Annotated in this window: 14 protein-coding genes; 6 read left to right on the top strand and 8 right to left on the bottom strand. The window is 69.3% G+C overall.

Annotated elements, in window-relative coordinates:
* Positions 1 to 43 precede the first annotated feature (43 nt).
* The 4 genes from FXF51_RS08905 to FXF51_RS60675 all read left to right on the top strand — a co-directional run bounded on the left by FXF51_RS08905 (position 44) and on the right by FXF51_RS60675 (position 2,738).
* Positions 44 to 583 (top strand): EF-hand domain-containing protein, encoded by a 540-nt coding sequence (locus FXF51_RS08905; protein ID WP_187414266.1) that lies wholly within the window; start codon positions 44 to 46, stop codon positions 581 to 583.
* Between the two features lie 55 nt (positions 584 to 638).
* A complete protein-coding gene (locus FXF51_RS08900; RefSeq protein WP_148433782.1) occupies positions 639 to 1,190 on the top strand; it encodes an EF-hand domain-containing protein in 552 nt (183 codons plus the stop codon).
* Between the two features lie 4 nt (positions 1,191 to 1,194).
* Positions 1,195 to 1,623 carry a class I SAM-dependent methyltransferase gene (locus FXF51_RS08895; RefSeq protein WP_148433781.1) on the top strand — a complete coding sequence of 143 codons (429 nt, stop codon included), beginning with the start codon at positions 1,195 to 1,197 and terminating at the stop codon, positions 1,621 to 1,623.
* Positions 1,624 to 2,576: 953 nt separating this feature from the next.
* Positions 2,577 to 2,738 (top strand): hypothetical protein, encoded by a 162-nt coding sequence (locus tag FXF51_RS60675; protein WP_187414265.1) that lies wholly within the window; start codon positions 2,577 to 2,579, stop codon positions 2,736 to 2,738.
* 135 nt (positions 2,739 to 2,873) lie between these two features.
* Here the strand turns inward: FXF51_RS60675 and FXF51_RS08880 are convergent, their stop codons facing one another.
* A complete protein-coding gene (locus FXF51_RS08880) occupies positions 2,874 to 3,713 on the bottom strand; it encodes a helix-turn-helix transcriptional regulator (protein WP_148433780.1) in 840 nt (279 codons plus the stop codon).
* 133 nt (positions 3,714 to 3,846) lie between these two features.
* Here FXF51_RS08880 and FXF51_RS08875 point away from each other — a divergent pair, with 133 nt between their 5' ends.
* Together FXF51_RS08875 and FXF51_RS08870 are read left to right on the top strand one after the other, a co-directional pair.
* Positions 3,847 to 4,290, top strand: a complete 444-nt coding sequence (locus FXF51_RS08875; protein WP_262379362.1) for a nuclear transport factor 2 family protein — start codon at positions 3,847 to 3,849, stop codon at positions 4,288 to 4,290.
* The gene (locus tag FXF51_RS08870) at positions 4,287 to 5,153 is read left to right on the top strand and encodes an NAD(P)H-binding protein (RefSeq protein ID WP_148433778.1); all 867 of its coding nucleotides are present in this window, start codon (positions 4,287 to 4,289) and stop codon (positions 5,151 to 5,153) included. The genes FXF51_RS08875 and FXF51_RS08870 overlap by 4 nt, the downstream gene beginning before the upstream one ends.
* A 233-nt stretch (positions 5,154 to 5,386) precedes the next feature.
* Here FXF51_RS08870 and FXF51_RS08865 read toward each other — a convergent pair whose 3' ends face one another.
* The 7 genes from FXF51_RS08865 to FXF51_RS08835 all read right to left on the bottom strand — a co-directional run bounded on the left by FXF51_RS08865 (position 5,387) and on the right by FXF51_RS08835 (position 26,097).
* Positions 5,387 to 6,523 (bottom strand): hypothetical protein, encoded by a 1,137-nt coding sequence (locus tag FXF51_RS08865; RefSeq protein ID WP_148433777.1) that lies wholly within the window; start codon positions 6,521 to 6,523, stop codon positions 5,387 to 5,389.
* A 115-nt stretch (positions 6,524 to 6,638) separates the two neighbouring features.
* Positions 6,639 to 7,931, bottom strand: coding sequence for a TIGR02679 family protein (locus FXF51_RS08860; protein WP_148433776.1), 1,293 nt, complete (start codon positions 7,929 to 7,931; stop codon positions 6,639 to 6,641).
* Positions 7,928 to 12,112: a TIGR02680 family protein gene (locus tag FXF51_RS08855; protein WP_148433775.1), complete on the bottom strand. Its 4,185-nt coding sequence runs from the start codon at positions 12,110 to 12,112 to the stop codon at positions 7,928 to 7,930. The genes FXF51_RS08860 and FXF51_RS08855 overlap by 4 nt, the downstream gene beginning before the upstream one ends.
* On the bottom strand, positions 12,112 to 13,263 hold the full coding sequence (locus FXF51_RS08850) for a TIGR02678 family protein (protein ID WP_148433774.1): 1,152 nt from the start codon (positions 13,261 to 13,263) through the stop codon (positions 12,112 to 12,114). Before FXF51_RS08850 ends, FXF51_RS08855 begins: the two co-directional genes overlap by 1 nt.
* Positions 13,260 to 14,792, bottom strand: a complete 1,533-nt coding sequence (locus FXF51_RS08845; protein WP_148433857.1) for a TIGR02677 family protein — start codon at positions 14,790 to 14,792, stop codon at positions 13,260 to 13,262. The genes FXF51_RS08850 and FXF51_RS08845 overlap by 4 nt, the downstream gene beginning before the upstream one ends.
* Before the next feature lie 445 nt (positions 14,793 to 15,237).
* Entirely contained in the window at positions 15,238 to 19,494 is a 4,257-nt protein-coding gene (locus FXF51_RS08840; protein ID WP_148433773.1) for an FG-GAP-like repeat-containing protein, read from the bottom strand.
* 333 nt (positions 19,495 to 19,827) lie between these two features.
* Positions 19,828 to 26,097, bottom strand: a complete 6,270-nt coding sequence (locus tag FXF51_RS08835) for an RHS repeat-associated core domain-containing protein (RefSeq protein ID WP_148433772.1) — start codon at positions 26,095 to 26,097, stop codon at positions 19,828 to 19,830.
* Positions 26,098 to 26,323 lie beyond the last annotated feature (226 nt).

Raw genomic sequence — 26,323 nt, 5'->3', positions numbered from 1 at the left:
GCCGATATTTCTCCTACTCGACATCCACCTGCCAGGAGCGGCGATGAACTCTGTCGATATTCGGAATGCCAAGCTCGCTCTGGCGTTCCAGGCGCTCAATACGTCCGGTTCCGGGTACCTGAGCAGCGCGGACTTCGAGACCTACGCCAAGACGACCGCCGACCGGTTGCACTGCGACGCGGAGCGGGCGCGGGAGCTGTCCGAGGCCATGCGGGCGTGGTGGCGGCAGTTGGAGGAGCACGCCAAGGGGCCGGTCACGGTAATCGCATTCACGAATGCCGTCCGCGAAGGCATGGACGCCGGTGACGCGCATTATGACCAGGGCATCGGCAAGATTGTGGACGCGCTTGTTCACGCGGCCGACCGTAATGGCGACGGCATCATCAGCGAGCAGGACTATCTCCTCTTCTTCGAAGGCACGGCGGCCGACGAGGCCACGGCGCTGGAGGGTTATCGGAAACTCGACCTGAACGCCGACGGAGTTCTGACGGTGGAGGAGTTCAGGAAGGCGGTCCGGCAGTTCTACAGCGCCGAGGGAGTGGAGGCGGCGGGCAGTTTCCTGCTCGGGAACCCCTTGGCCTGAGAACCGGTCTCGAGGAGCGAGCCCTGACCCGACCAGCCCGTTCAAGGAGGCCACCATGGTCCAGAACAGCATCGAGCAGAAGTTCACCTACCTGTTCACCTGGTTCGACCGTACCGGCGACGGTCAGCTCACCCGCGACGACTTCCAGGGGATCGGCGAGGTGTTCGCCGCGGTGGCACCGGACGAGCCCAACAAGAACGCGCTGCGAGAGGCGTTCATGCTCTGGTGGGACGTCCTGGGCGAGGCCGGCGCCCCCGACTCCCGTGGCCGGATCGGGCCGCAGGAGTTCATCACCGCCATGCGCACCCATGTCGCCGCCGACGCCAAGACCATCGAACGCCTGGTGATGCCCATCATCGACGCCCTCATGCGCGCCCTGGACACCGACAAGAGCGGCATGCTCACCGCTGATGAGTACGTCCGCATGTACGACGCCCTCGGCATCGACCCGGCCACCTCCGCCCCCGCCTTCCAGCGACTCGACCGCAACGGCAGCGGCACCATCACGCACGACGAGTTCCGTACCGCCATCGAGGAGTTCTACCTCAGCACCGACACCGAGGCGCCCGGCAACTGGCTGCTCGGCTCGCCACTGCCGCGCGGCTGACGGGATGAGCACGCGGTTCGACGCGCTCGCCCAGCTCTACGAGGACATGTTCGATCTGCCCTGGCGCCGTGACCTGGAGTCGTCCACGGTGCTGGGGCTCCTCGGCGACCTCACCGGCAAGGCCGTCCTGGACCTCGGCTGCGGCACCGGCCACTACTGCCGCCTGCTCGAACGCGCCGGGGCCGGCCGGGTGGTGGGCTACGACACCTTCGAGGGCATGATCGTCCGCACCTCCCGGCGCGAGAGCCAAGAGGCGCTGGGCGTCGAGTACACCCACCTCGCCCCCGGCCCGGCTTCAGCGGGTCACCCGACGGCTTGGGAGGGCGCGGCTCCGAGTTCTGGTCCGTCTATCTGCGCACCCCCGCACGCCTGCCTCATCACCTGCCGCAAGGAGGGCCCACTCGTCGAGAAAGGTCCACCAACAATCCCGTGAGGTGAGCCCGATGATGAGTTCGGCGTAGCCGGCAAGCATGCCGTCGGGGGGACTGCTCCGCCAGATGTTGTCCAGGCGGAAGGCGAAGTGCTCAGCCGCCACAGGGAGCAGCCATCTTCGGTCAGGCCGCCGACAGGGACGAGGCGGTCGCCGCGGTCCGTACGCGGCGTGGCGGTATTCGTGGACCATGCCTGCAACGAGAGGCTTTCGGCGGATGGATCGCAGGTCGTTGAGGTCGGTCACGTCGTGGGCGGGCTGGGTGGCGATGTCCGGAGGACGTCGCCTCCGGGACCGGTGCGCTCGGTGCCGGTTGTAGTGGATCGAATACTCCTGCAGCATGAGGTGAAGGGTGTCAAGCTCGACCCAAGGCTCTGACCGGCCCAGCGGCAGCGGGATCACGTCGGAGTCGTCCTTGATGGAAGCTCGGAGGGCGGGGGAGCGGTGCGGCCGGTTGCGCCCGAGCGTCGAAAAAGCGAGATCATCACGCATGCTCGACCCCTTGCCCGAGGACGATGGGACTTCATCGACGGTTTCTACGCCGCGTTTCGTGGGTCGTGATCGGAGATGGCGGCGCTTCGGGTCGCCTTGGCCCGGCCACCGGCGATCGTGCTGGTAGAGGGCGCGAGTCGCTGACGTTGGAGCCGATCGTCGACGCGTTCCGTGGGATCGACCGCCCGGTGTCGCGATTGCCGCTCACCGAGCTCTGCAGCCTTTGAACGATGCGAAGGCGGCACGGCATCGCCTGTTCCGCGTCCTGGACGAGCTGCTGCGGGCTCCGCGTGTCGATGTTTTCGGCCCCCACAGGCAGCGGGCCTCACCTTGAACGGCGACGTGGCCCGCGTCACCGAGGTCACGCTTGCCTACCTGCCTGCGGTCGGGATCGACGCTGCTGCCGGTCTGCTGCCACGGCTGGCGGCGGACGTGAGCTGGATCGCGCTGGCCTCTTCCTGGTCGTGGATCTGCTGGCGGAGTTCAAGCTGGCCACCGGGCTCATCCTCGACCTTTCGCCGTTCGTGCACGTGCCAGCGCTGCTCCTGGGTGGCGCCTCGTCACCAGTAGCGCCGCTACTGGGGCTGGTGTGCCTGCGCCGCCGCGACCTGATGCCCTCCGCCTGAAACGGCCCGAACCCACCACTACGTCGACCGCCACAGCTGAGGGACTGTACGGTCTTCACCGGCAGACCCGCACCGAGCACGGCGGATACCAAGTTTCCCCGGGCATCTGAGAGGCCCTGGGCCGGGGTCTCCACCTCAAGGGTCTCGGGTGCCGATTCGGGCGAGCGCGGCAGCGCTCGGGCTGCCCGGTCGCGCGGTATAGATCACCAGGTGCACGTCGGTGCCGGGCAGGAGCAGGGTCTGGCAGTCCAGGTCGAGCTCGCCGAGATCGGGGTGGCGAAGGCGCTTTCGCAGCGTGGATATGGGTTGCACGTCATGGTTGCGCCAGCTGGCGGCGAAGTCGGGGCTGTGCGCGGCGAACTCGTTGACGAGCTCGGCGAGCACGCGTTCGCCGGGGTGGCGAGCGCTGGCCGCGCGCAGTCGCGCGGCGGACTGCCGGGCGAACTCTCCCTCTGCTCCGGCCGGTGCCGAGCAGACGGTGCCGCTGAGCCGGATGGACAGCCGCACGGTGTTGCGCTCCTCGGCGGGCAGGAGCCCGAAGTCGATGATCAACTCGGCGGCGGCGCGGTTCCAGGCCACGATGTTCTCTCGCTCGTCGGCCAGATAGGCGGGTATCGGCCCGAGCCCGTCCAGCAGCCGGCGGGCGTGAGCGGGAACCGGCGCCCGCTCAGCGTCCGTGTCCGGCGGGACCTGCCCGGCCAGCCGCGCCAGGTGCTCGCGTTCGGCGGCGGTGAGCCGCAGCGCCGTCCCCAGCGCGGCCAGCACCTGCGGGGACGGACGTGGTGCGCGGGCCTGCTCCAGCCGTTCGTAGTAGCTGTTCGACACCCCGGCCAGCGCGGCCACCTCTTCGCGGCGCAGACCGGGAGTGCGCCGGGCACGCCGGCCCGGCGGGTGGACGGCCGTGGCCGGCATCTGGTCCGGGCGCAGTGCCTCCCGCCGGCGGCGGATGAAGTCGGCCAGTTCCCCTCTGCTCACCCTCCCAGGTTGGCACAGCGGCGCCCGGCTTAGCCCCGCACCAGTGGTCCGGGGCTCAGCCGGCCGTTCCCCGCCGCCGGCCGGACGCCGAGTATGGCCTGGTCACACCTTGCCGAGATCCTGGAGGATCAGCGTGCCACGTACCCCTGAGGAGACTTTCCGCCGGCTGCTTGATCTGCTGCTGGCCAAGGACATGGATGCCATCGCCGAACTGTGGGCGGAGCACGGTACCGCCGAGTTCCCGTTCGCTGCGGGCGGTTCGCCTCGGAGGCTGTCCGGACGGGCGGAGGTCCGTGGTTATCTGACCGGCTATCCGGAACTGATGGACGTACGAGAGATACCGGCTCTCACGGTGCATCACCTGGAACAGCCGGACACCATTGTGGTGGAGTTCACCGCGCACGGCCGTACCGTGCGCACCGGCGAGCCCTACCGGCTGGACTATGTCACAGTGATCACCGTCCAGGACGGGCTGATTACCCGCTACCGGGACTACTGGAGCCCGCTGGCCGCCGCTTCGGCGGCCGGGACACTGCCCAAGCTGCTCGGCTCGCTGCACGCCGGGAACGCCCGATGACCGGGGTGCTGGTCACCGGCGGCACCGGGAAGACCGGGAGCGCACTGACAGCATTGCTGCGCGGCAACGGCGTGCCGGTCCGCGTGGCCGGTCGCAATCCGTCCGCCGGCGATCCGGACGCGGTTCGCTTCGACTGGAGTGACCCCGCTACCCATCCGGCCGCGCTGAGCGGGATGGACCGGGTCTATCTGGTACCTCCGGTGAACGCCGTGAACCCGCTGCCGCTGGTCGGTCCGTTCCTGGATGAGGCGGAACGGCTCGGCGTGCGCCGGGTGGTGCTCCTCGGCTCCGCCATCGTGTTGCCGAACGCCCCCGGTGCGCTGGAACTGGCCGCGCGGGTACGGGCGCAGCCCGGGTGGGTCGTGCTGCGTCCGTCCGGGTTCATGCAGAACTTCCTTCGCCCGCACCCGTTGGGCGAGCGGATCCGGCGGCATGGCGAGATCCGCACCGCCTCCGGTGCTGGCCGGCTGGGCTGGATCGACACGCGGGACATCGCGGCCGCCGCCTCCGCCCTGCTGATCGATCCCGGCGCCCAGCTCGGCGACCAGCGCGACTACCTGCTCACCGGGCCCAAAGCGCTGAGCTACCAGGATGCGGCGGCGCTCATCACCGCGCGCATCGGCCGGCCGATCCGGGTGCTGCACGTCGAACCCGACGAGCTGGCGGCCGGCTACCGCGCCGCAGGCATACCGGCCGACTTCGCCGCCGCCCTCGCCGCCGTGGACGCCGGTCTCAGCACCGGCCGGGACGATCTGGTCAGCACCGCGGTGCTGGACCTGACCGGCCGGCCACCCCGCCCCTTCGACGAGTTCGTTCAGGACCACGCGTCCGAGTGGGCGGACTGCGCGGTGCCCGAGCGCTGACCGGCGCCGCCAACCGGGATCCCCGCAGGTCGGCGAAGGTGGCGGTGAGACGGTGTTGCAGGGCGTTCGCGTACGATCCACCTTCCGGAGATGCGCCTTCTCCAACTCCGGGTGGCAGCGGAGAAGAACGGCAAGCACGTCACATCCCTTCTCCCGGCGGTCAGCAAGAACGCCCTGAAAAGATGAGCGCCACGGTGTGGTCGAGGGCGGCGGTTCGCGGTCTTGCGCAGAGATCACGGCTCCGGCGACTCCTCGCGCTGGGCGTTGCGCAGATGTCCGGCCATCGTGTCGCTGACCGGGACGGTGGTGGGCAGTTGGGGCTCGTCGAAGTAGCGGGCCTTGTACCGGCGCAGCAGTGACTCCCCGTGCTCGGGCCAGGAGAAGTTCTTCTTCTTGAGGAGCTTGCCGAAGACGACGCCGGCGTTGTCCGGGTCGGGCTCGGTCAGGAGCTTGATGGCGGCGGGGGAGATGTCGTCGCCGCGGAGGTAGGAGGTCAGGGTCTCGCGGTAGCGGCGCCGGTTGATCAGGGTGGGGTTGGCGAAGAGTTCCTGCAGGAGGCCGAACTCGAGGTAGAAGCTGATGCCTGTCTCGGGGTCGAAGTGGATGGCCACCGTCTCGGCGTCCAGCAGGTCATCGGGAAGGGCGAAGCCGGGCAGAGGGGAGGTGTTGCCGGGCTGGGCTCGATCCATGCAGGCCCGCATGAAGGCTTCGTATCGCGGGGCCACGTCCTCTCCCTGGACGACGATGTATTCGGCGCCGTACAGGTCGATGAAGACATCTCGCTGTTCGGTGAGTATGCGGCGTGCGGTGGCGAGCTTGTCCGGGTTGCGGAAGACCAGCTTGGGGTTGCGCAGGCCGAGCTCCGCCGCCTGAGTGAGGAGTTCCGCGCGGGCGTCGGCGGGGTAGAGGCTGATGTTCGCGCTGACCAGCCAGTCCTCGCCGAGCGGCACCAGCCGGCAGATGAGGAACATGCCCTTTTTCACCGGGCGGAAGGCGGACTCGCCCATGTTGGACCGGACGCGGTAGGTGAGCTCGTCGATGAGGTTGAACAGGATCACCGTGTCCTGGTCTTTGCCTTGGACCTCGAAGATGCCTTCGACCACGTCCCTCCAGCTGAGGATCATCTCCCGCTCCTGCGGGCTCAGACGGGGATGGGCGCGCAGGAAGCGGTCGATGACCGTGTCGCCGGAGTCCAGCCGCCGCTGCAGGACGAAGTGATCGATGATCATGCTCACGGCTGCCTCGCCGTCGGCGAGGCCATCGGGGTCGCTCTGCTCGAAGGCCTCGTTGAGCTCGCGGGCGAACCGGGGTGACAAAGCGAAGTCGATCAGCTGCCCCTTGAGGGCCGCGGCCTGCTCCATGACGTCCATGACGGCGCCGTCTCTTCCTTGGGCTTGTTCGGTCACTGGCCCACGGACATTCGATTGCTTCCCCGTCCGGTAGATCGGGGAACATGCGGGCCGAGCGTTGAGGCTATAGCGATGATCACAGCGGGGTTCGCAATTTCAGGTCAGCTACCAGCTCCGAGAGTACGAGCTCCTCCTCGACGCGTACGCCTCGTCGCTCCATCGCCACGGACAACTCCGGATCCCAGGGGGTCGGGCGTACCTGCCCGGACAGCGGCGCCGACGAGGGCACGGCTCGGTAGGAGGCGGCGTCGAAGCGCCACGGCAGGAATCCGGCCCGTTCGTGGATCGCGGCGGCGATGGCGATCCCGCCCCAGTCGAAGTCGCCGTGGTAGGCGAACGTCGCGCCGCCGGCCGCGAGCAGGTCCAGCAGCCGCCAGACGGCTGCCGACGGCCGGCCGCCGCCGCATACCAGGGGTGGGCAGAAGGCTCCGAGTTCGTCGGCCGCTGCCGCGACCACGATGGGGTTCTCGCAGATCCTGACCAGGTTCGCGCGCAGGGGCGTATCGTGCCGGAGAAGCTGGCGCAGGGTCAGCACGCATGGCTCGCCCGCAGCGCCGGCGGCGCTGAGCATGCGTCCGGTGGGGGAGTGGTCGTCACCCGGCAGCCCCAGGCAGAGCACGAAGGAGGACAGGTCGTCGAGGTGCACGCCGACCGCGGCCCAGGCCGAGCGGCGGGCGTCCGCGCCGCCTTCGCTCGCGTACGGCAGGCCGGACAGGGCACGCGCCGCGGACAGGGCGAGAGTCGCCAGCGGGCGTCCTTCGTCCAGCGCGTGTGCGTCCGCGCAGGTCTCGGCGGCGAGCCGGCCGAGGCGCGTGCCCGGTGACGGCAGTCGCTCCAGCACGGTGCTCAGCCGGTCGAGCAGGGTACGTGCTTCGCCGGCTGTGGTGGCGAGCCTTCTGACCAGGCCGGTGGACTCCAGCCACGATCGCCACCCGGACAGTTCGGGCCGTTCGGAGATGAGGGCGTCGAGCTTGGCGAAGGCCCGTTTCCAGTCCGCTGCATGCGTGGCCTTCTCTCCCGTCAGGTCCCGGATCGGGCCACGTAGCCGGATGACGGCCTCGCGCAGCCCGTCCGCGGCGATGCCGCCCGCTCGCAGGATGCGATCCACCTCGTCCAAGGAGACCGACAGGGAGGACCCGGCTCCCGCGCGGCGGCCGAGCAGCACCTCGGCCGCGCGGCGCTGCGCTGGGGTCGCCGTCGTGAGCGTCACCGTTCCTGTCAGCGCTTTGCCCTGTTCCAGGCGGCGGCGTGCCCGGTCGACCAGCCAGGCGGTCTCGTCGCCGCCCAGCAGCCGCCTCAGCCGCTCGCTCGCACCGCTGCCTGTCACGGAGCCGCCTGCGCTGGGGCCGTTCGTGCTGCTGCCGCTCATCCGGCCGCGCCGCCCTCGTCCATGCCGAACAGACCGTCCTGCCGTACGGCGTCCTGCCGTACGGCGTCCTGCCGTACGGCGTCCTGCCGTACGGCGTCCTGCCGTACGGCGGGGGCGGAGGGCGTGGGCACGCCGAGAGCGGGGCGTTCCGCCCGCCGCCGCTCGCGCCCGTCCCATCGCCAGGGCGTCACCAGTACGGCGTCGATGCCGTCCCGGCGCGAGAGCTGGCAGATCGCCAGCCCGGGCACCTGTGGGTAGCACCCCCACTCGCGCTCGCTGGTCATCACCACGTCCATGTCGAACGTGGCCAGCAGGCCCAGGCACTTGGCCCGGGAGTCGTCGTCCACCCCGGCGAACGCCTCGTCCAGTGCGACCAGGCGTGGCGCGTACGGGTTGCCCGCGGACTTGTAGTGGGCCGAGGCGGCGGCGAACAGTGGAACCGACGCCGCCAGCACCCGTTCTCCGCCGGAGGCGGGACCGGTGGCGGGCCGCCACTGGCCGTCCTGGAGCCGCTGGATGGCGAACTCGTGCCAGGCTCGATAGTCCAGCGCTCTGGTCAGGGCCTCGGTCCAGCCCGCGGCTGGGTTGTCGGCGTGCTCGCGGGCGATCCGCTCCTGCAAGAACGCGCCGACAGCGGCCCGGTCGGCGGCGGACCAGGCGTCCACGGTCTGGCGGAGCTTGCCTCTGATCCGGTCGAGCCCGTCGGGGGCGTTCCTGGCCGTCTTCCAGATCAGGCGCAGCCGCATGCCGGTGGAGGTGGGGCGGGATTCCAGCTCCCCGTTCATCTCCCTGACCTCTGACTCCGCCGCTGCGATCAGCTCATGCAGCGTGCCGGCGACCTCGTTGAGCAGATGGTTCTCCAGGATTTCGCGTTCCTTGGCCGAAAGGAGCTGTGCGCGTTGCCCGGTCTCCTCGGCCAGCGCCGCGGCCAGTTCGGGCATGTCCCTGGCACGCCCCTGAAAGATCACATCGACGATCATGACGCCGTCGTGCAGGGTCAGCCCGACGGAATGCCCGTGCCTGGCCATGGCGTCCGCCAGCAGCTTGTGCTCCTCGGCGACCTTCTTCTGCACCCGGTCCCACGGCCCGTCGCCCTCGTCCACGGCGTCGAGTTCGGTGTTGACGGCCCTGGCCAGGAGCACGGCAGGCGTCGCCGCCCACTCGCCGTCCGTGTCAGGCACGTCCAGATCGGCGAGCGCCACGTTCAGCAGGCCAGTGGCGGCGAACGCCTGGAACTCGCGTACGGCGGCGTCGCGGGCCGTGGCGGCCTCTTCGATCTGTTTGCGCAGGTTGTCGCGTTCGCCCTCGGCCTTGCCGCGTTCCTGCAGGGCCCGCTGCTCACGCAGGCGGGTGGCGCGTTCGGTGACGACGCGCTCGCGCAGTTCACGCTCCACCTGGTCGAGGCGGCGGAACAACTCCTCGACGGCGGCTCCCGCGGTCTCGGCCAGGGTGCGGTACACCTCGGCCGCGGCGCCCGCCTCCTCGCCTGCCTTCGCGGCCAGTTCGGCGGCGCCGTCGAGTTGCTCCTTCGTCCTGCCGAGCTCCCCCGCGGCGTCCACGGCGCTCTCCTGCGCGTCACGCCAGACTTGTATGGCGGGCCACAATTGGGCCAGGGCCAGCCGGTAGCGAGTGAGTGCCCCCTTGACCTCGTCGAGCGCCGCGGGATCCGCGGGCAGGCCGACGTCTCCGGCGAACTCCTCAGCCCGGACGCCCGCGTCCTGGAGCTCGTCCTGCCGCTCGCGGAGCGCCTTGTCCGCTGCGGCGTGTGCGGCGTCGACCTCGTCACGCCGTTCGTAGGCGGTGGCACGCTTGACGTGCGTCTCTCGCAGCTCGGAGTCCGAAGGCAGGCCGCGGTGTTCAGCGGCGAGCCTCTCTCGGCGGTCGGCGAGTGACTCAAGCCGGTCGCGCAGGTCTTCGATCCGCCGATCGACCTGGTCCAGCTCCCCGCGAAGCGTCTCCAGCCTGGCCCGCCGCGCCGCCTCTCTGGCGCCCTCGCCGATGTAGTGCGCCTCACTCTTGCGCCAGGAGCCGGTGAGCACGCCGTTCGCCCAGCGGCCGTCCACCGCGACCCAGGCCCGGCCGCCGTCACCCGGTCCGAGGCCGATGCCGGACAACACGGCCTCCACGGCGCTGTCGGCCAGTGTCGCCGCCTGCCGATCTTCCCGGTCGACGGCCGGGCGTAGCACCGCGCCGCAGGATGGGCCGGAAAGCGGCTGGCCGGCCACGACAACGGTGTCGTCCGTGGCCAGCAACGTCCCGTCCGGCGTCACCCAGGCGTCCAGAATGCCGGCGGCCTCCAGGGCGGCTTCCAGCCCGGCCCGATGGTCGGCGGGCACCGCGTCGGCGAAGTCCACCACCTTCCACAAGGGAGCGCCGGGACGGTCGAGGCGGGTGGCGGGGTCGCGGGTATGAGGTGGAGGCGGCGCCTCGTGGCCACCGGCCTCCAACCGGGAGATCTCTTCGGACAAATCCGCGGCGGCCCGCGTCGCCTCCTTGATCTCGGAGTCCAGCTCTGCTCCCAACCGGCCGAGCGCGTCAGTGGCCGTTCTGGTCGCGTCGCCCACGGCGTTCGCGGCAGGGTTGGGGCCGTCGGTAGAGGCAGCCCAGGACTGCAGCGCCGCGATCACCTCATCGGGATCGTCCAGCCGCAGCTCGACGAGGCCGGCCAAGTAGAGGGTGTACTTCTGGACGAGCCCGGTGACGGCCCCGCGCACCGCCTCTTCCGCGTCGGCGACCCGCTGAGCCACGGCCTGTGCGTCCGCGGTCAGCCGCTCCACCTCGGTGCGCGCGGCTCGCATCCGCTCCTGGGCCAGGCGGATGCGGTCGATGAGCCGCTCCAACTCGCCGATCGCCTGCTCCTGACGATCCGCCGACGCCTCGGTGTCACGCCTGATCCGCGCCAGCTCCGGCTCGTCGGCCACAAGGAGACGATCCGGCCCCGTACGGGCCGCCCCGGACTCGCACCGCGCCTCACGGGCGGCCGACACGGTCAGATCCTGCGCCCTGCCGAGGTCGCGCCCTGCCGCGTCGGCCTTGTCCCGGGCCGTACGGGCTCGCTGCTCGCGCCGCTGCGCCTCACCTGTGAGGCGGTCGCGTTCCTGCGCACAGCGGCGAGCATGATCGGCCAGCCGCTTGGCCTCCTGGCCGTACTGCTTGAGCCGCTCCGCGTCGCGCATCTCGGAACTGTCCCGAAGCGCGTCCCGGCGTGCCTCCAGCAGGGTTCGCTGTTCCTCCAGTTCTTCCAGCACCTGCTGGGCCGCCGCCAGCTCCGTCTCCGCCGCGGCGTGGCGGCCCTCGGCCTCGCCGAGGTCCCGGCCCAGATGCTCGTAACGGCTGTGTGCCAGTCGTGGCACGGCGGCCTTGCGCTTGGCCGCGATGGCGGCGTAGCGACGGTAGTGGACCAGGAAACCGGTCGCCGCCTCGCGCGCTTCCTCCAGTCCCCGCAGGGCGTCGCGCTCCTCGTCGAGGCCGCGGAACGCCTCGGCGACCGTGGCGATCAGAGCGGGGCTGAGCGGTGGCAGCGCCTCGGTCAGGGCGCGGGACAGCAGCTTCTCGTCCGGCTTCTTCGACAACTGCGGCTGGCGCAACTGAATGAGCAAGTTCACCAGGGCCTCGTAGCGGTGCTCGCCGAGCCCGAAGAGCGCCTCGTCCACGGCCCTGCGGTAGTCAGCGGCCCGGTCGTACACCATCCCGCGGCCCTCGACGGCCTCACGTAGCTTCTCCCTGGTGAGCACCACGCCGGTGGAGGAGAGCAGCTGAAGTTCCGCACCGATGCGCTGCGGGGTGAGGAAGAACCAGTGCCGGACGATGCCGCGGTCCTTGACCGCCTTCAGCCCGCACCCGATCGTGCGGAACTCCTCAGAACCGTCCGCCGTGCGTCGGCCGAACTCCATCCACGCGTAACCCAGCCGCTCGGGGTGCGGGTGCTTGCCGCCCAGCAGCAGGTTCCACTCCATGCGCTTCTGCCGGTCGCCGTCCGGTTCGACGCGATGCGGGGCCAGCTCTCCGTCGAGCAGGAACGGCAGTGTCAGTGCCAGCACCTTGGACTTGCCGGTGCCGTTGTTACCACGCAACAGCAGACGGCCGTCGTGAAAGTGGAACTCCTCTATGTCGTAATAGAACAGGTCGACGAGCCCGGCGCGCAGCGGCTTCCAGCGTTCGGAGGTCGGGGAAGTCAGCATCACTGTCCTTTGATCACGGGTTCGGCCAGTGCGTGGCGGGCGATGGCGGGCAGCCCCACGGCGGCGCCATCGGCGACGCGCACGAGCCGCAGCGCCGTCAGCTTGTCCAAGGCCGTGGCGAGCAGGCCGGTCTCGGCGCCCGGCTCGGTCACGCCCTTACGCCAGAAAGAGGTGTGCTCGCGGGCCGCCCGCCGGACGAAGGCCTCCAGCTCTTCGAGCGTCAGCTCGCCGTGGACGGCCAGTTGTTCGGCCACCAGCAGCGTCACGTGGCCGTCGGTGTACTGCTCCGGCATGCGGACATCGGTCAGCTGGTCCTCGGGATCGACCATCGCGATGCCCTCGGCTCGAACTTCGGCCACCAGCCCGGTGGCCTCTTCCAGCCGGCGGACGATGGCATGCCGCTGGGAGGCCAGGTATGCGCGCTCGGCTTCGTCGAGGTCGGCGAGATAGATCACCGGATCCTCCAGGAGCTTGCGGGTCAGCCGGCGGCGCAGGGCCTGGTTGCGCAGGTCGTCGGTGTCGGCGACCGGTTCGGCCATCAGCTCGGTGAGCCGCTCCTCGAACGAGGGCGCGGAGATCGTGGACGGGCCCCGCGCGCCGGTGAGCAGTGTGGCCAGTACCGGCCTGCGCACGTCGTACAGCACGTCACCGGTCGCCGACAGATACGCCTCCTCATCGCCGGCGACCCTGCGCAGCACACCCCAGTCCAGCAACATGCGCACGACGGCGACCAGATCGGCTCGCTCGGCCCGGGTATCGAGAGTGAAGGTGAAGTCCAGCTCCGGCTCTGCCGCGGCGGACAGCACCTCCTCCGCCAGCCGGCCGAGCGTGGTCTGCGCGTCCGCCCGTTCGAGTGTGGCCAGAGCCAGGCAGAACAGTACGTAGCGGCGCCGGCCGTACGGCTCCCCCGCCTTTCCCCGCGCCGGGTGAGTCGCGTCCCGTGCGTCCGGAGCGGTCTTGAACAGCCGCGCCGTCCCCGAGTCCACCATGAGCCGCCAGCCGGTTTCGCGTGCGAGCCAGTCGCGTAGCTCGGTCACGTGCCGGCGCACCAGTAGCAGCGCCTCGGGATCGCGCTCGGCGGTGAGCAGCGGTCTGGCCAGCAGCGCGCGCAGCGCGGCACGCCGCTGAACCCGTTCCTCGTCCCCGATCATGGTCCGGCCGTCAGGTCAGTGATCTCGATCACGTGCTCGGGCCCGGTGAGCACGCCGTCCTCCGTATGGATCTCCACCTTGCCTCCATGCGGAACGAGCGTAAGGCGTATCTCCATCGATCCGTCCGCACTCACCGTCTTCACCTCCGTCTCGCCTGGCCGGCGGGCCGCGAGCGCGTCGCCCAGCAGCCCCAGGAACAACCGGAAGGCTCGTGGATCGAGACCGTTCAGCTCTGACAGCGGGACCGGGCCGTCGGTCCGCAGCGCGGCGCGGGCCGCGGCTGTCTCACTCGCCTCCCGCTCGGCCTGCTCCACCAGCAGCCTGCGGGCCTGAGAGCGGTCGGCCACCTTGTTCGGCCTACCGCGCCGCTCATAGGAGCCGGTACGGCGTAGCTGCGGCGAGATCCTGATGGGTGGCGCCTCACGCCAGGGGACCCCTGCGTCGACCTCGTGCCATTCCTCCAGGGTCGCGGCCGTCACTGTCAGATGGCGGGATGGAGTCAGCCCGAACGCCGCCCGCCACAACCGATGCGCCGCCGCTTCATCGGGAGCCTCGGCGAACCAGCGCGCCAGCGCCCGAAAGTCCGCACTGCGGTCGGAACGCCCGGACCGCCGCTCATTGAGCAGCCCCACCGTGTCGATGAGCTGCTTGATCGCCGTGATCGCCGCCTGGCGCAGCAGCCGCGCCTGCGACGGCCGATCGGCGCCCGTGGAGATGAACCAGTCGCGGAGGCCGCGCCAGCGATTCGACCAGGAGGCGAACGCCGCTTCCTCGGCTCTGGCATACGCCTCCGCCGCCTCCTCCTCGTCGGGCACCGCGTCGGCGGCCTCGCGGCGCGCGGCCAGCTGGAACAGCCGGTCATGGTCGTATTCGTCCAGCTCACCCAGGAGCGTGGCGATCCGCGCGCCGGAGTTGGCGAGGTCGGCGATGAAACGGTTGATGTAGTCGATCAGCCGCTCCTTGTAGGCGATGAATCCCGCCACGTCACCGTCGGAGAAGTCGATCGCGCGCCGCAACGAGGCCATGAAAGCCTGCGCGTTGTCGGCCAGCGACGAGAACCGATCGGACAGGGACAGCAGCAGCAGGTGCACACGCGCAGGGTCGGGATCCGCATCGCGAGCGAGAACGGCCAGCGACTGCAACTGCTCGGCGATGTCTCCCAACGCCACAGACTGCAGCGCCCCGCGTTTCCCGATGGCGTCTTCGTAGAACGAGATCGCCTGCTCGGCAGCCTGCCCGGCATGCGTGAGCTGGAACAGGTACCGCTTGCGGTGGAAGTCCTCCACGCTCGTGACCCTGCCGGTGTCGGCGTCGGCCCGCAGGTTGCCCCATTCCCGCAGCTTGTCCAGTGCCTGCGCGAGCGCGTCGTCATTGTCCCGCCGCAGCTCCGCCGCCACGTCCTCGGGCCGGAGATGCACGATGAATCGTTCCTTCGCTCGCGCGAACGCACGGAGGATCTCCCGGTAGAAGGCCGCGTTGGGCACGCTCAGGTGAGCGAAGGGCTGATGCTCCTGAGACGGGAAAGCCATACCGACAGTTTCCCTGCCCAATGGGAGTGCCGTGTTCGATGTCGGTGGAGAGTTCCGGGGAATGTAGCAGAGTCTCTCCGTGCGGCCACATCGCTACTCCTCGTGATCCCGCTCGCGCTGAGGGCGTCAGGGCGCTGCTTGGGCATGGCACAAAGGCAACGCGCGACGGCCACGTGCTCGCAACGCCCCGTCACGTGTCGTTAGAGCCCGGCCCCGCTAGACAGGCAAAGCGCGATGAGGTGGCACGAAATTCCACCAAATAGCACTGCGCGGCACTGAAAGATCTTGCTTTTGATCCGACGGTCGCAGGTTCGAATCCTGCCGGGCACGCTTTGATCATGGCCTGACATGCGGTGATGCGGGGCCACCCGGAGCGTCCAGTGGCCCGGCACCATGGTGCCGGGCCACTGGTCTGTCACGTCCGTGACGTCCCTCAGCGGTCGTCTCAGCGTTCGAAGAGCCGCATGCGGTCGTAGGTCCAACCGGTGGTCTTCTCCGCGCTGCCGACAGGCTCGTTGAGAGTGCCGCCGGCTTTGGCGGTCCAGGTGAACATCTTGATCACGCCGCTGTCGTAGCCGTAGAGGGCGCCCAGGTCGTCGCGGCCGTTCCCGTCGAAGTCCCCCGTCACGACGCGCATGTTGGTGCGCGTGTAGCGGCCGGGTGCTCCGTACCAGGCTTCGGTGCGGTTTCCGAACACCTTGGTGACAGGGTGGGCGGTGAAGGTGATGGCCCTGTCCGAGCCGTCGGCGTAGTCGTACCAGATCACCACGTCGTCGCGGCCGTCCCCGTCGAAGTCACCGTTGTTGAGGTGGGACCTGTCGAAGTCGCCCCACGTGTCGCTCTCCCAGCCGTGGACGGGGTTGGCGAATCCGCCGTCGGCCCTGCCCGGGAACATGATCAGCTTGACCCGTCCGTCGCTGTAGCAGTAGAACGTCGCGATATCATCGCGGCCGTCAGCGTTGAAGTCACCGCTGGTGGTCTTCATCCCGCCGCGGTTCCAGCCGCCCGGTGACTCCCACGAGCCGGTGGGCGGGTTGAAGCGGCCGTCGACCGTCGCGGTGAAGGTGAACAGCTTGTCCCTGCCATCGGCGAAGTCGTACCAGACGGAGATGTCGTCCCGGCCGTCGCCGTTGTAGTCACCCACCTGGTCGTACATGCGGGCCCAGGTCCAGCTGCCGGGCCCCACGCTCCAGGACCTGATGGCGGGCGCGAAGGAGCCGTCCGTCTTGGCCAGCCAGGTGAACAGCGTCACCGCTCCGGTGCTGTAGCCGTAGAAGACGGCGATGTCGCCCCGGCCGTCGCCGTTGAAGTCGCCGGTCATCCGTTTGATGCGCTGGGCGTTGTCCCAGACTCCCGCTTCGGCCGAATAGGCGGTGATGGGGAGCTTGAAGGTGCCGTCCGAGTTGGCGTACCAGTTGTGGACCGAGTCGTTCCCGGCGCTGTAGTCGTACCAGCTGGCGATGTCGCTGCGGCCGTCGCCGTTGTAGTCGTGGCGGACGTGGGTGCCGCTGGACCACTGGGCATGGCCCTTGGCGTTGTAGACGACGAGGTTGCCGCGGTCCTGCAGCACCGCGTAGCCGTTGGCCCCGGCGGCGCCCGACTGCCAGGCCACGGTGGCGTCGGCTCTGTACAGGACGAGGTCGCCGTCGGTCCGCATGACAGCCTTGGCGCCGTCGGAGGTGGCGGTGGACCACAGCTGCTTGCCCGTGGCCTTGGCTTTGATGATCAGCTTGCCGCTGCTCAGCTCCAGGGTGACCGAGGAGGAGGAGTAGGACTGGCCGGGGGTGATGGTGGTGCCGGTGGGGATCCTGATGCCGGCGTTGCCTCCGTCGATCTGGACACCGTCGCCCAGGGTGCCGTCGCTCTTCCCGGGGATGAGGTACATGCTGTTGTCGCTCTTGCGGATCCATAGGTCGGCGAGCTTGTCACCGTTGAGGTCACCGACGGAGCCGAGGTCCGGGACGGCCGCCAGGCTGAGGCCGCCCCGCAGCTTGGCCCGCGCGGCGGTGCCCCAGGTGGCGAGGTTGAGCTTGCCGCCGGGGTCCTTGGCGCCGTTGGAGCGCCAGACGTCACCGCTGGCGTTGTCCCGCAGCCACAGGTCGGGAACGCCGTCGCCGTTGGTGTCGCCGGGGGCGATGACGGTGAACTTGTCCCAGTCGGTGCCGCCGACCAGGGCGGGCGGCCCGAAGGAGTCCAGTCGCTTGTTGTAGTGGCCGTGGTAGGCCCACAGCTTGTCGCCCTGCTTGACCAGCAGATCGGGGAAGGTGTCCCCGTTGATGTCACCCGGGGCGAGGACCTGTGAGGCGTCGTGCCAGTGGTTGTAGCCCGACGCGCATCCCGCGGGGTCCTCGTCGCTGGGCTCGGTGGGGAAGGGGCAGTCCAGGTGCAGTTCCTGACGGCCTTCCTGGTAGCCGGTGGTGGCGATGCCGGTGCCGTTGTTGGGGTAGGACCACAGGCGCTTCTGGCCGATGCCGGCGTCCTCCTCCAGCGAGATCAGGTCGGTGTAGCCGTCCTGGCCCCAGTCGGCCCGGTAGGTGATCTGGGCGGTGTCGAACGACTGGCCGCCGTTGCTCGCGGCGGAGAACTTGCCATCGCCCTGGCCCGCGTAGGTCAGCAGGGTGCCGTTGGAGTCGGTGGCCCAGATGTCCTTGTTCCCGTCGCCGTTGAGGTCCCCGGGAGCGTCACGCTCGGTGGAGCGCACGGCGTAGAACAGGTAGGACGAGGTGTCCGACCGGTTGCCTGCCGCGTCCACGCTGAACGCGTACAGCAGGTGCGGACCGTAGCCGGGAGGCACGACGGTGATCGAGGCGCCGGCGCCCTTGGCGACGTCGGCCTCCTTGACCTCGGGCGCGAAGTCGGTCCACCAGTGGTAGGACACCGCGTCGGTGACGCCGTTGGGCGACAGCGCGAAGAGCCCCGGCGTGCGCGCCTTGCCGGTGTTCGCGGGCCAGCCGGCGGCGCCGTCCGGGAAGACGGTGGAACTGATCAACGGGGGCTTGCTGGGCCGGGTCCGGTCGATGCTGAACTTGCAGGTCTTGGACCAGGCCGAGTAGGCGCTGTCGTGGTCCTTGGCGCGCACCTTCCAGGTGTAGGAGCCGGTGGGGGTGGAGGTGGCGGGCAGCACGAGGGTGACCGCGCGGCGCTTGAGGGTGGACAGCGACGACCCGAACACCTTGGCGCCCTTGGAGTCGTAGACCTCGAACTCGGCGGTCAGGTTGCCGGCGTCCTGGTCGTCCAGGGTGGCGTGCACGCTCACGGTGGTGTTGCCGACGGTGCCGCCGGTGGCACAGTCGGTCTTCGGGTTGGTGCCCAGGCTGTAGGGGATCTTGGGCGGGTTGTTGTACTTGGTCTCCAGCACCGCGGTCTTCGGATCGAACTTCTTCCACCCGAAGGTGTCACCCTCGTCGGAGGCGTACATGCCGAGGGTGATCGAGTTCCACTTCTTGCCGGCCGCCTCGCCGACCTTGCCGGTGACGTCGAACTCGAGGTTTCCGGCCGGACAGTCGTCGCTGCCGCGCCAGCCCTTGGCGTCGTTGACGGTGGCCAGTCTCGTGTGCTTGGCGGGCTGGTTGTTCCAGGTGGTGGACTTGCTGATGGCGCCGGTGTGCCAGACCTCCACGGGACGGTCCTGGCACGACCAGGACCACGAATTCCTGATCCGGAAGGTGGAGGACTTGACCTTCGCGCCCTTGATCTCGCCGATGTCGAACTGGAAGAACGACCGGGACAGTCCGTTGGTCTCGTTCTCGTAGCCCACCCGGGCGACCTCGTTGGAGTCCCAGTACGAGTTGCCCGGGTACTTCTTGTAGACCCGCGTCCAGTGGTCGCGCTCGCCCCACGCCCAGGACGGGTCGATGTACACCGGGTAGGCGGTGTCGGCGCCGGTGAGGAGCTCCTGGTCAGGAGTGATCTGCAGGGTGTCCCCGCTGACCTCGGTCGCCATCTCGGCGTCGCGGGAGCCCGGAATAGGCTCGAACACGTCTCCCGGCGCGGCGTCCCCGGCTGATGCCAGCGACCGGGCGGCGGCCGAGACCGGCGTCGTGGTGGAGGAGTCCCACATCAGCGGCGACGGGCTGGTGAACACGTTCTGCCCCGCCGGGTCGGTGGCCTGCACCGTCTTCGTGTCGTCGTCCACGGAGACGTCCAGGCCCACAGTGTGCATCTGGTACTTCAACGTGGCAAGAGCGGGGTTCGCCGCGGCCTCGGCGCTCTTGACGACGATCAGCTGGGAGAAGCCTTCGACCTCGGCCTTGAGCTGCAGGTCCACGCCGGGCAGCACGTCATTGTAGGTGGCCACGTTGCCGTTGAGCGTCGGAACCGGTAGCGCGGCCGGCCAGGTCAGCGAGAGCGTGCGGCCGTCCTTGACGCCGGACAGCAGCGGGCCCGTGCCGCCGCCCGAGAAGGTGACGTCCACCGCGGCGGCCTTGGGCACCACGGTGCCGTCGGCCGCCACCCGTAACGTGGGGTCGGCGGCCACCCAGGCCCCGTCGCGCATGACGCGCACCGGGGCGCCGTAACGCTTGGTGGAGAAGGATCCGTCCGGATTGGCCCACACGTCGGACACCTCGGTGCGGGCGGCGACGACCTCCACCTGCTGGCCGGTGGCCTGAGCCTGCCGCAGCGCGGCGTCCTCCTCCGAGAGTGACCCGTCGTCCACGGGATCGGTCGCGGCGGCGGCTTTCTCGGCAGCGGGCGCCGGCACGGTGGCGCCCGCGAGGACCAGGCTCGCCGAGAGAAGAACCGTTGCCCAACGGGGTATCAGGCCGTATCGCCTGGGAGATCTGCTTAACTCTGGATACATTCCTTTTCCTCATGTCCGTGATTCAGAAGTGGATCCTGAAAATACCGCGTAGCACCGGAAATGGACCCGACAGGGGAAGGCTTCGAATTTCGACATTGGAGATCGCCGCCCCGATCGCACCTCGGGCAGGCCCGGCGGGTCGTCAAGGACGGCCGTAAAAGTAGACTGCTGAATTCGGCTGATCATCAAGCGGTCCGCCGGCCGGGTGGCGGACCGCTCATGACATGAGGAGAGCTAACGGCATTCACATGGAATGGTCTTCGACGACGCCGGAATTTCCGGAATATACAGCACGTCCCAGGCGAGAATTGTCTCCTTGACCACCTCGTGGCGAACCTCGTTGCCGGTGAAGCGGATGATATGTGTCCGGGTCTCTCTCCGGACGGCGGGCACCAGGACGGGTATTTTTCCGAGATTCTCCTTGGTCGCATTCACCGTGAAGCGTCGCTCCGTGGCCTTCGTTGTCGTTTCCGACGAACTCCAATCCCAACGCCCTTCCCCGCCAACGCTGACGTCGAGACCGGCGAGTTTTGCGAGCTTCTCCCATTTAGCCGTGATCTCGCCGTTTATCGTGCGTCCGTGACTCTTGGTAGCCGTTTCGATCGTGCTTCGAGAGGCCACGAGGGTATCGGATTTATCTGCGTCGACTTGGCTCTGTTCCACTCGCCCGCCGAGCACGACCAGGGACTCGAAGGAATAGTCCAGATCATCGATATCCGTCTCGACGTGATAGCTGAGACGGATCCAGCTCGCGGGATCCATCGCCCGCAGGCGTTGGATCTCCTTGGCGTCCGCGTCGTAATACGTCGGAACTTCCGCAGCACCCTCATTCTGGTTTCCGTAACAATACGACGTCCCCTCACACACGTAACGCGTGTTACCGCCCGTCGCATGACTGACGCCGGAGCCGTCCCTGTAGGACTCGCTGCCGTCGGCGTGTGTCTGCACCCCGCTGCCGCAGCTCTCGTACCTGCCTCCGCAGGCCAGCCCCTTGCCACTGGGGTCGGAGAACGCCAGTGGGTTGTTGGCGCCGTAGCTGTACCCGCTGTAGGTCTGCAGTTTGTCGATCTCGAACAGGGGGTCGACGCTGATGAAGCGAGCGGTGGTGGGGTCGTACTCGCGTGCGCCAAGGTGAACGAGGCCGGTATCGGCGTCGTCGGTACCACCGACGAAACCCCTCTCACCCGTCCAGGAGGCGGGTGGGGTCCCGCGGACGGCGCCGAAGATGTGGCTGCGACGGTGGACGGCCGCCTGGGTGGCGGCGTCGACCTGGGTGGTGGTCGTGCCGTGGTGGTCGGCGAGCAGGAAGGTGATCTTCCCTGCGGTGCGCATCGCGACCGTCCGGCCCGCGAAGGAGTAGTAACGCGTGCCGGTCACCGTGCCGTTCGTCAGCTTGGCCTCGGTGCCGTCCGGCAGGTAGAGCGTGGTGCCGGTGCTGTCCCGGCGCATCAGCCGTTGCCCGTCGGCGCCGTAGAGGTAGGAGGTGGTCCTGGCGCCCTCGGTCGTGGTCGCCAGGTGGCCCTCCGCGTCCCAGGTCAGGCTCTGGGCGTTGCCCGAGCGACTCCGATTCGTGGTGTTGCCGGCCCTGTCGTACCCGTAGCTCTCGGTCGTGGTTCCGGACGGTCCGGTGGTCGTGACCGAGGGAAGCGCATGCGTGCCGGTGGGCGGTGCGGCGTAGGTGCGGGTGGTGTCACCGGTCGCGGTCCCGGTGGCGTGCTGGGTCTCCGTCCCGCGGTTGCCAACCGCGTCGTAGGTGTAGGACGTCCAGTAGGCGTCGGGGCCGCCGACGTTCGCGCTGCTGGGTGCGGTGGCGCAGTCGTCGGTGGCGGTCCATGCCCGGGTGATGCGGCGCAGCGCGTCAGTCGTGAAGCACTGGGTGTCCACCTGCCGGGTGGCGTCCTGCCCCGTCCCGGTGACGAGCTTCGTGATGTTGCCCGCCGGATCGTGGCCGTACCCGGTGTCGATCACCCGTTGCGGCGCGGCGTCGCGGTCGGTGATGGCCTGGTTCAGCAGGCCGGTGTGCTCGTCATAGGTGTTGGTGGTGACCAGCGGGCTGTCGAAATCCCCCTGCTGCTTGCGGATGTCGCGTCCGTAGTGGTCGTAGGTCGTGCTGCTGACCAGCGCGTCGGTGGCCGAGGCGCCGGCGTACAGGGTGACGGGCAGGCCTGCCGGGTTGTAGGCGGTCTCGACCTGTTCCCCGGCCGGCAGACCGCCGATGCCGGGATGCTTGGTCCACTTCACCTCGCCGGTCCGGTAGTACGCGGTGGTCCACTTGTACGTCCCGGCCAGGCCACCGTTCGCCGTCGTGGCCGGAATCGTCACCTCGTGGGCCGTCGGCTTGTACAGCGTCGAATACGCGGTGACCTTGGAGCTGTAGGCGTCCGGACCGTCGAACCGGGTGGCCGTCCCCAACTGGCCGAGGCCGCCGGTCGCGGTGTCGTACTCCCACTTCGCGAGCAGCGTCGTGCCCCGCTTCAGCGCGGTCTTGCGGCCCAGAGCGTCGTAGTCGGTGTGCAGGGTGATCTGGCGGGCGTCGGTGACGTCGGTGGCCCGATCTCCGGCGTCATAGACGCTGACCGTGGCGCCCTTGTCCGGATCCACGGAACGCACTTGGCGTCCGCGCACGTCGTACTCGTAGGTCCACGTCGCACCGGACGCGTCCTTGACCTTCGCCAGGCTGCCGCGCCGGTTGTACTCGTAGGAGGTGGACTGGGAAGTGGTGCGCCCGGCGTCGGTGTATTCGTCGATCCTCGCCTTCCGTCCGAGCGCGTCGACGACGGTCCTGAGAGCAGTGCCTCCGGAGGGAGGGATGACCGTGGTGGAGTCCCCGGCGTAGGTGGTGGTCGTCCGCTTGGTCTCGTCCCCGAACTTCTTGGAGATCACGGCGGTGACCCGCCCCGCGCGGTCGTACACGGACTGGGTGGCAGCCGGGTAGTTGAGCTCCTGACCGGTCACCATGACACCCTCGGCCGCACCCGTGGCGTAGAAACTGCCGGAGTTGTGCCAGGCCAGCCCTCGGGAGTCGTACAGGGTGCGGTTGACCAGGCGTCCGGAGCCGTCCGGAGACGGAGCCTGGGTCTCCACCTGCCGCAGCAGACCGTCGTAGAAGACGTACAACGGCCGGTACACGTTCTCGTGGTTCAACACCTTGGTCGTGACGACCAGCGGCGCGTCCCGGCGCACCTCATAGCCGAAGGTGTAGCTCGGCCGGTCCGGGTAGGCGGCTGCCGTGTGCGCCGGAGTCCACATCTTCACCACCCGGCCCAAGGGGTCGTACGAGCTCGTGGTGGTCCGGCCGTTGGCGTCGGTGACGCTGATCGGCTGGTCGCGCAGCGGATCCAGCACGTTCGTCGTCCGGTGTCCCAGGGCGTTGGTCACCTGGACTTCGCTCGCGACCTCGCCGGTCGCCGGCTTGTAGGCGGTGGTGGTCGGCTTGCCGTAGACATCGGTGACCTTCAGCGCGCGGCCGTAGACGTCGTAGTCACCCGGGGCGGTCGTGCTGACGGTGTCGTATCCGTTGCCGGCACCGTTGATCTGCTCCGTCCTGGTGACGAGTCCCTTGGACGGTGCGGTGGTCAGGCTGGTGGCGCCGTCGTGGTAGGAACGCGTGTCGCCGATCACGTCGGCCGGTCGGCTGACCGCGGAGCCACAGGTCACCGCCACCGTCTCCACGCGGGCCACCGTGGTGAGGATCCATGCGGTGTCGTTGCGGTTGTACGTGGTGGTGGTGCACTTCTCGTCGCCGCTCCTGGCCTCGTCACCGGTCTCGGAGACGGTGGTCACCATGCCGTGGCCGTCGAAGGTGCGGGTTAGGGAGGTCTTGCGCTCCCCGCCCGTCACCGTGGTGCGCGTCTGCTCCTTCTGGGTGCCGGTCCGGTAGGCCACCAGGTCCGGCAGATCGTCGTCCCAGGAGGTCTTGCGCACCTTGGTGGCGGTCGCGGCCGAGCGCCACGGCGTGAAGGACGTGGCCGACACGAGAGCCCCCGTGTCTCCGTTGTACGTGGCCTGCTCCCGTGTCATCCCGGCGAACTGCTCCCGGTCCGTCACCGACGCTCCGGAGGAGTCCGGGACGGCGGCGCCGTCCGTCCCGCGGAAGTAGCGGGTCTCGGTGAGCGTGGCCGGATCAGCCCCGGCGCCCTTCCGCGTCTGCACCCGGCCGTAGCCGCGGGCGACGGAGTAGGTGCGGTCGGCGGGCTTGGTGAACGCGTCGGTGCTCTTGGCCCATCGGGCGTCCGCGACGTAGGTGTACTTCGTCGAGGTGTCGGGGGTGTCCGCGAGGTTGTCGCTCTCGACGACCTCGGTGGCGACGTAGGAGTTGAACCAGTCCGTGGACGCGGTCGATCCCTCGAACGCCCATTTGACCGGGTAGCAGCGCGTGCCGTTGCTGGCGTCGGTGGGCGGCAGTGAAGCCGCGGTGCAGCCCGGGGGGCTGTAGGTGATGCCGATGCCGCCGCCGGTCTCGGTGATGATCTCGTTCAGGCGCAGCCGGACGAACGGTGCCAGCCCGTCCCCCGTCTTGTCCACCCGGTTGGCCATCTGCTCGCCGGAGAAGGTTACCGGCGGCGTGGCCGCCGTGCCGCCCGCCTTTCCGGTCCGGGTGATCGAGCGCAGCCACATGGGGGTCGATATTCCGTCGCCCGAGGCCGGGAAGTCCTGGGCCAGGGTCCAGGAGTCCACGTCCTTGTAGGCGCCTGCGGTCAGCACCTTCGTGGTGATCCCCGTCAGACGCATACGGCTCCAGAAGCTGGGCGAGTACTTGTCCTTGCACTCGGTCCCGGACGCGCACGCGCGATCCTGCGGGGTGTCGGGCCAGTTCGCGGCATGTGCCTCGTCGAAGGTCGAGCACCCGGTCAGACAGCGCTCGCTGACCTTGAAGTGGACCTGGCCCATGGCCTTGCCGGTGTAGACCGCGTCGGAACGCAGCCCGTAGTCGATGTGGTCGAGGTAGCCACCGCGCACGTAGGACGTGTTGGTCGACGATCCGGTGTTCTCGTTGAAGTTGCGGCCGTAGTGGTTGGTCTCCTGGTTCCAGTAGTACGCGATCGCGTTGCCGCGGGGGTCCACCGCGTAGTCCAGTTGCCAGCGCCACGCCTGCCGGCACCAGGCGGACGCGAAGGAGGCCGCATGGCACGGCTCCCCTGGCTGGTTGCCGAACACCGGCACGGTCCAGGTGGAGTTGGTCACGGGATCGTCGGCCGCGGTGCCGTGGTCCGACCAGCCGGGCAGCCGGTTGCGGCCGAAGAAGTACTGCGTGCCGTCGGTCGTGGTGACCTTCCAGTGCTCACCCTCGCCGTCCACGCCGCTCGTGCCCTGGTCACCGTTGGAGGCGCCGGTGAGCTTCTCCACCTTCGCCCCGGAGTCCTCCTCGACATGCCAGCCCTTGCCGGACTCGTAGACCAGTTCGGCGGACTTGCCGTTCAGCGACAGAACGGCGTTGTCGGTGTACCAGCACAGGTCCCCCACCCTGGTGGTGTTGGTCGCCCCGGCCTTGTCCTTGTCGTCGTCGCACGCCTTGTAGCGTCGTTCGATGTAGCCCGGCTGCCAGTCCCAGCCGTCCCCGATCCAGCTCGGCTGGTTGTTGGACGCCGCCGTGCGACCGTCCACCGCCTGCGAGGAGTAGCTGAGCGAGATCCCCGGCTGCAGCCCGCCCGGAACCGCGGGCACGGAGATGGGATGCTGCCAGGTGAAGGCGCCGGTGGAACCGCCGGAGCTCCAGCTGCCCGAGGGCTGCAGGGTGGTCGCCTTGTAGGTGCCCGACGAGCCCCCCGCCTCGGCGGTCACGGCCAGAACGGTCGCGCGGGCCGGCGCGCGCCCGGCGGCGCCACTCGCCGCCGCCGGCGGTGTCACCTCCGCCGTCAGCGTTCCGGCCTTCGTGTCGTTGCGGGTCGCCAGGGCTTTGCCGGTGCCGCAGTGCCTGGCTGTGGGCGTGCTCCAGGCGCACTCCGGCAGCTCCACCAGTCGCAGCCGGCTCGCGAAGTCGCCGCCGAAGGCGTTGCGGTAGGCGGAGTAGTCCACCGTCACGTCCAACGACTGTCCGGCTTGGGCGCTGTCGGTCCGTCTGAGGGAGATCAGGGCCCCTTCGGCACCCGCCTGGCGTGCCTTCGCCCGGTCCGCGACGGACACGTCGAATGTCGCTCCCGCGCCGGCGCCGAGGTTGCGAGCCGCACCGCCGGCCGGGGCGACGCGCACCGGCAGGTCGCCGGCCCGCAGTTCCTCTGCGCCCTCCGCACGCAGAGCCACCCTGGCGGACCCGGCCTTCGGCCAGGCGACCTCGGACGGCTTCCATCGGTGCGCCGCCGCGTCGTCCCTCTTGTTCGCCCTGCCTTGCCCCACGGCCGTGACGGGCACCGCCTTGACGGGCACCGCCTTCTGCTCCGGCAGCGACGGCGGAGACGATCCCGCGTCACCCCGCACCGGCACCGCCGTCGCTTGAGCCGGTAACAGAACCGTCAGTATCACGGCCACCACGGCGGCCACTGACGTGTGCCGGCCGGATCGTCTCATGCCCACACCCCACGCCTTTCTTCCCCTGGCATCCGACCGCCCTGGCAGCACCACAGCGGACAGCCGCGGCGGGGACGGCAGACGCGAACCACGGCGATGGCGGCGCGGCGGACCTCGCCGGCCATGCCAGGCTCCGGAAAACGTCTACAGTTGCGCCCCCAGCTTGCTCTCGTGATCTGTCGAACTTCTGTCTCCTGAGCGGCCTCGGCCCATCAGCGCTGGTGAC

This window comes from Nonomuraea sp. PA05 (assembly GCF_008086045.1).
Lineage (GTDB): Bacteria > Actinomycetota > Actinomycetes > Streptosporangiales > Streptosporangiaceae > Nonomuraea > Nonomuraea monospora.
The sequence above is the reverse complement of the archived record's forward strand: the minus strand, read 5'-3'. Positions and strand labels throughout refer to the sequence as shown.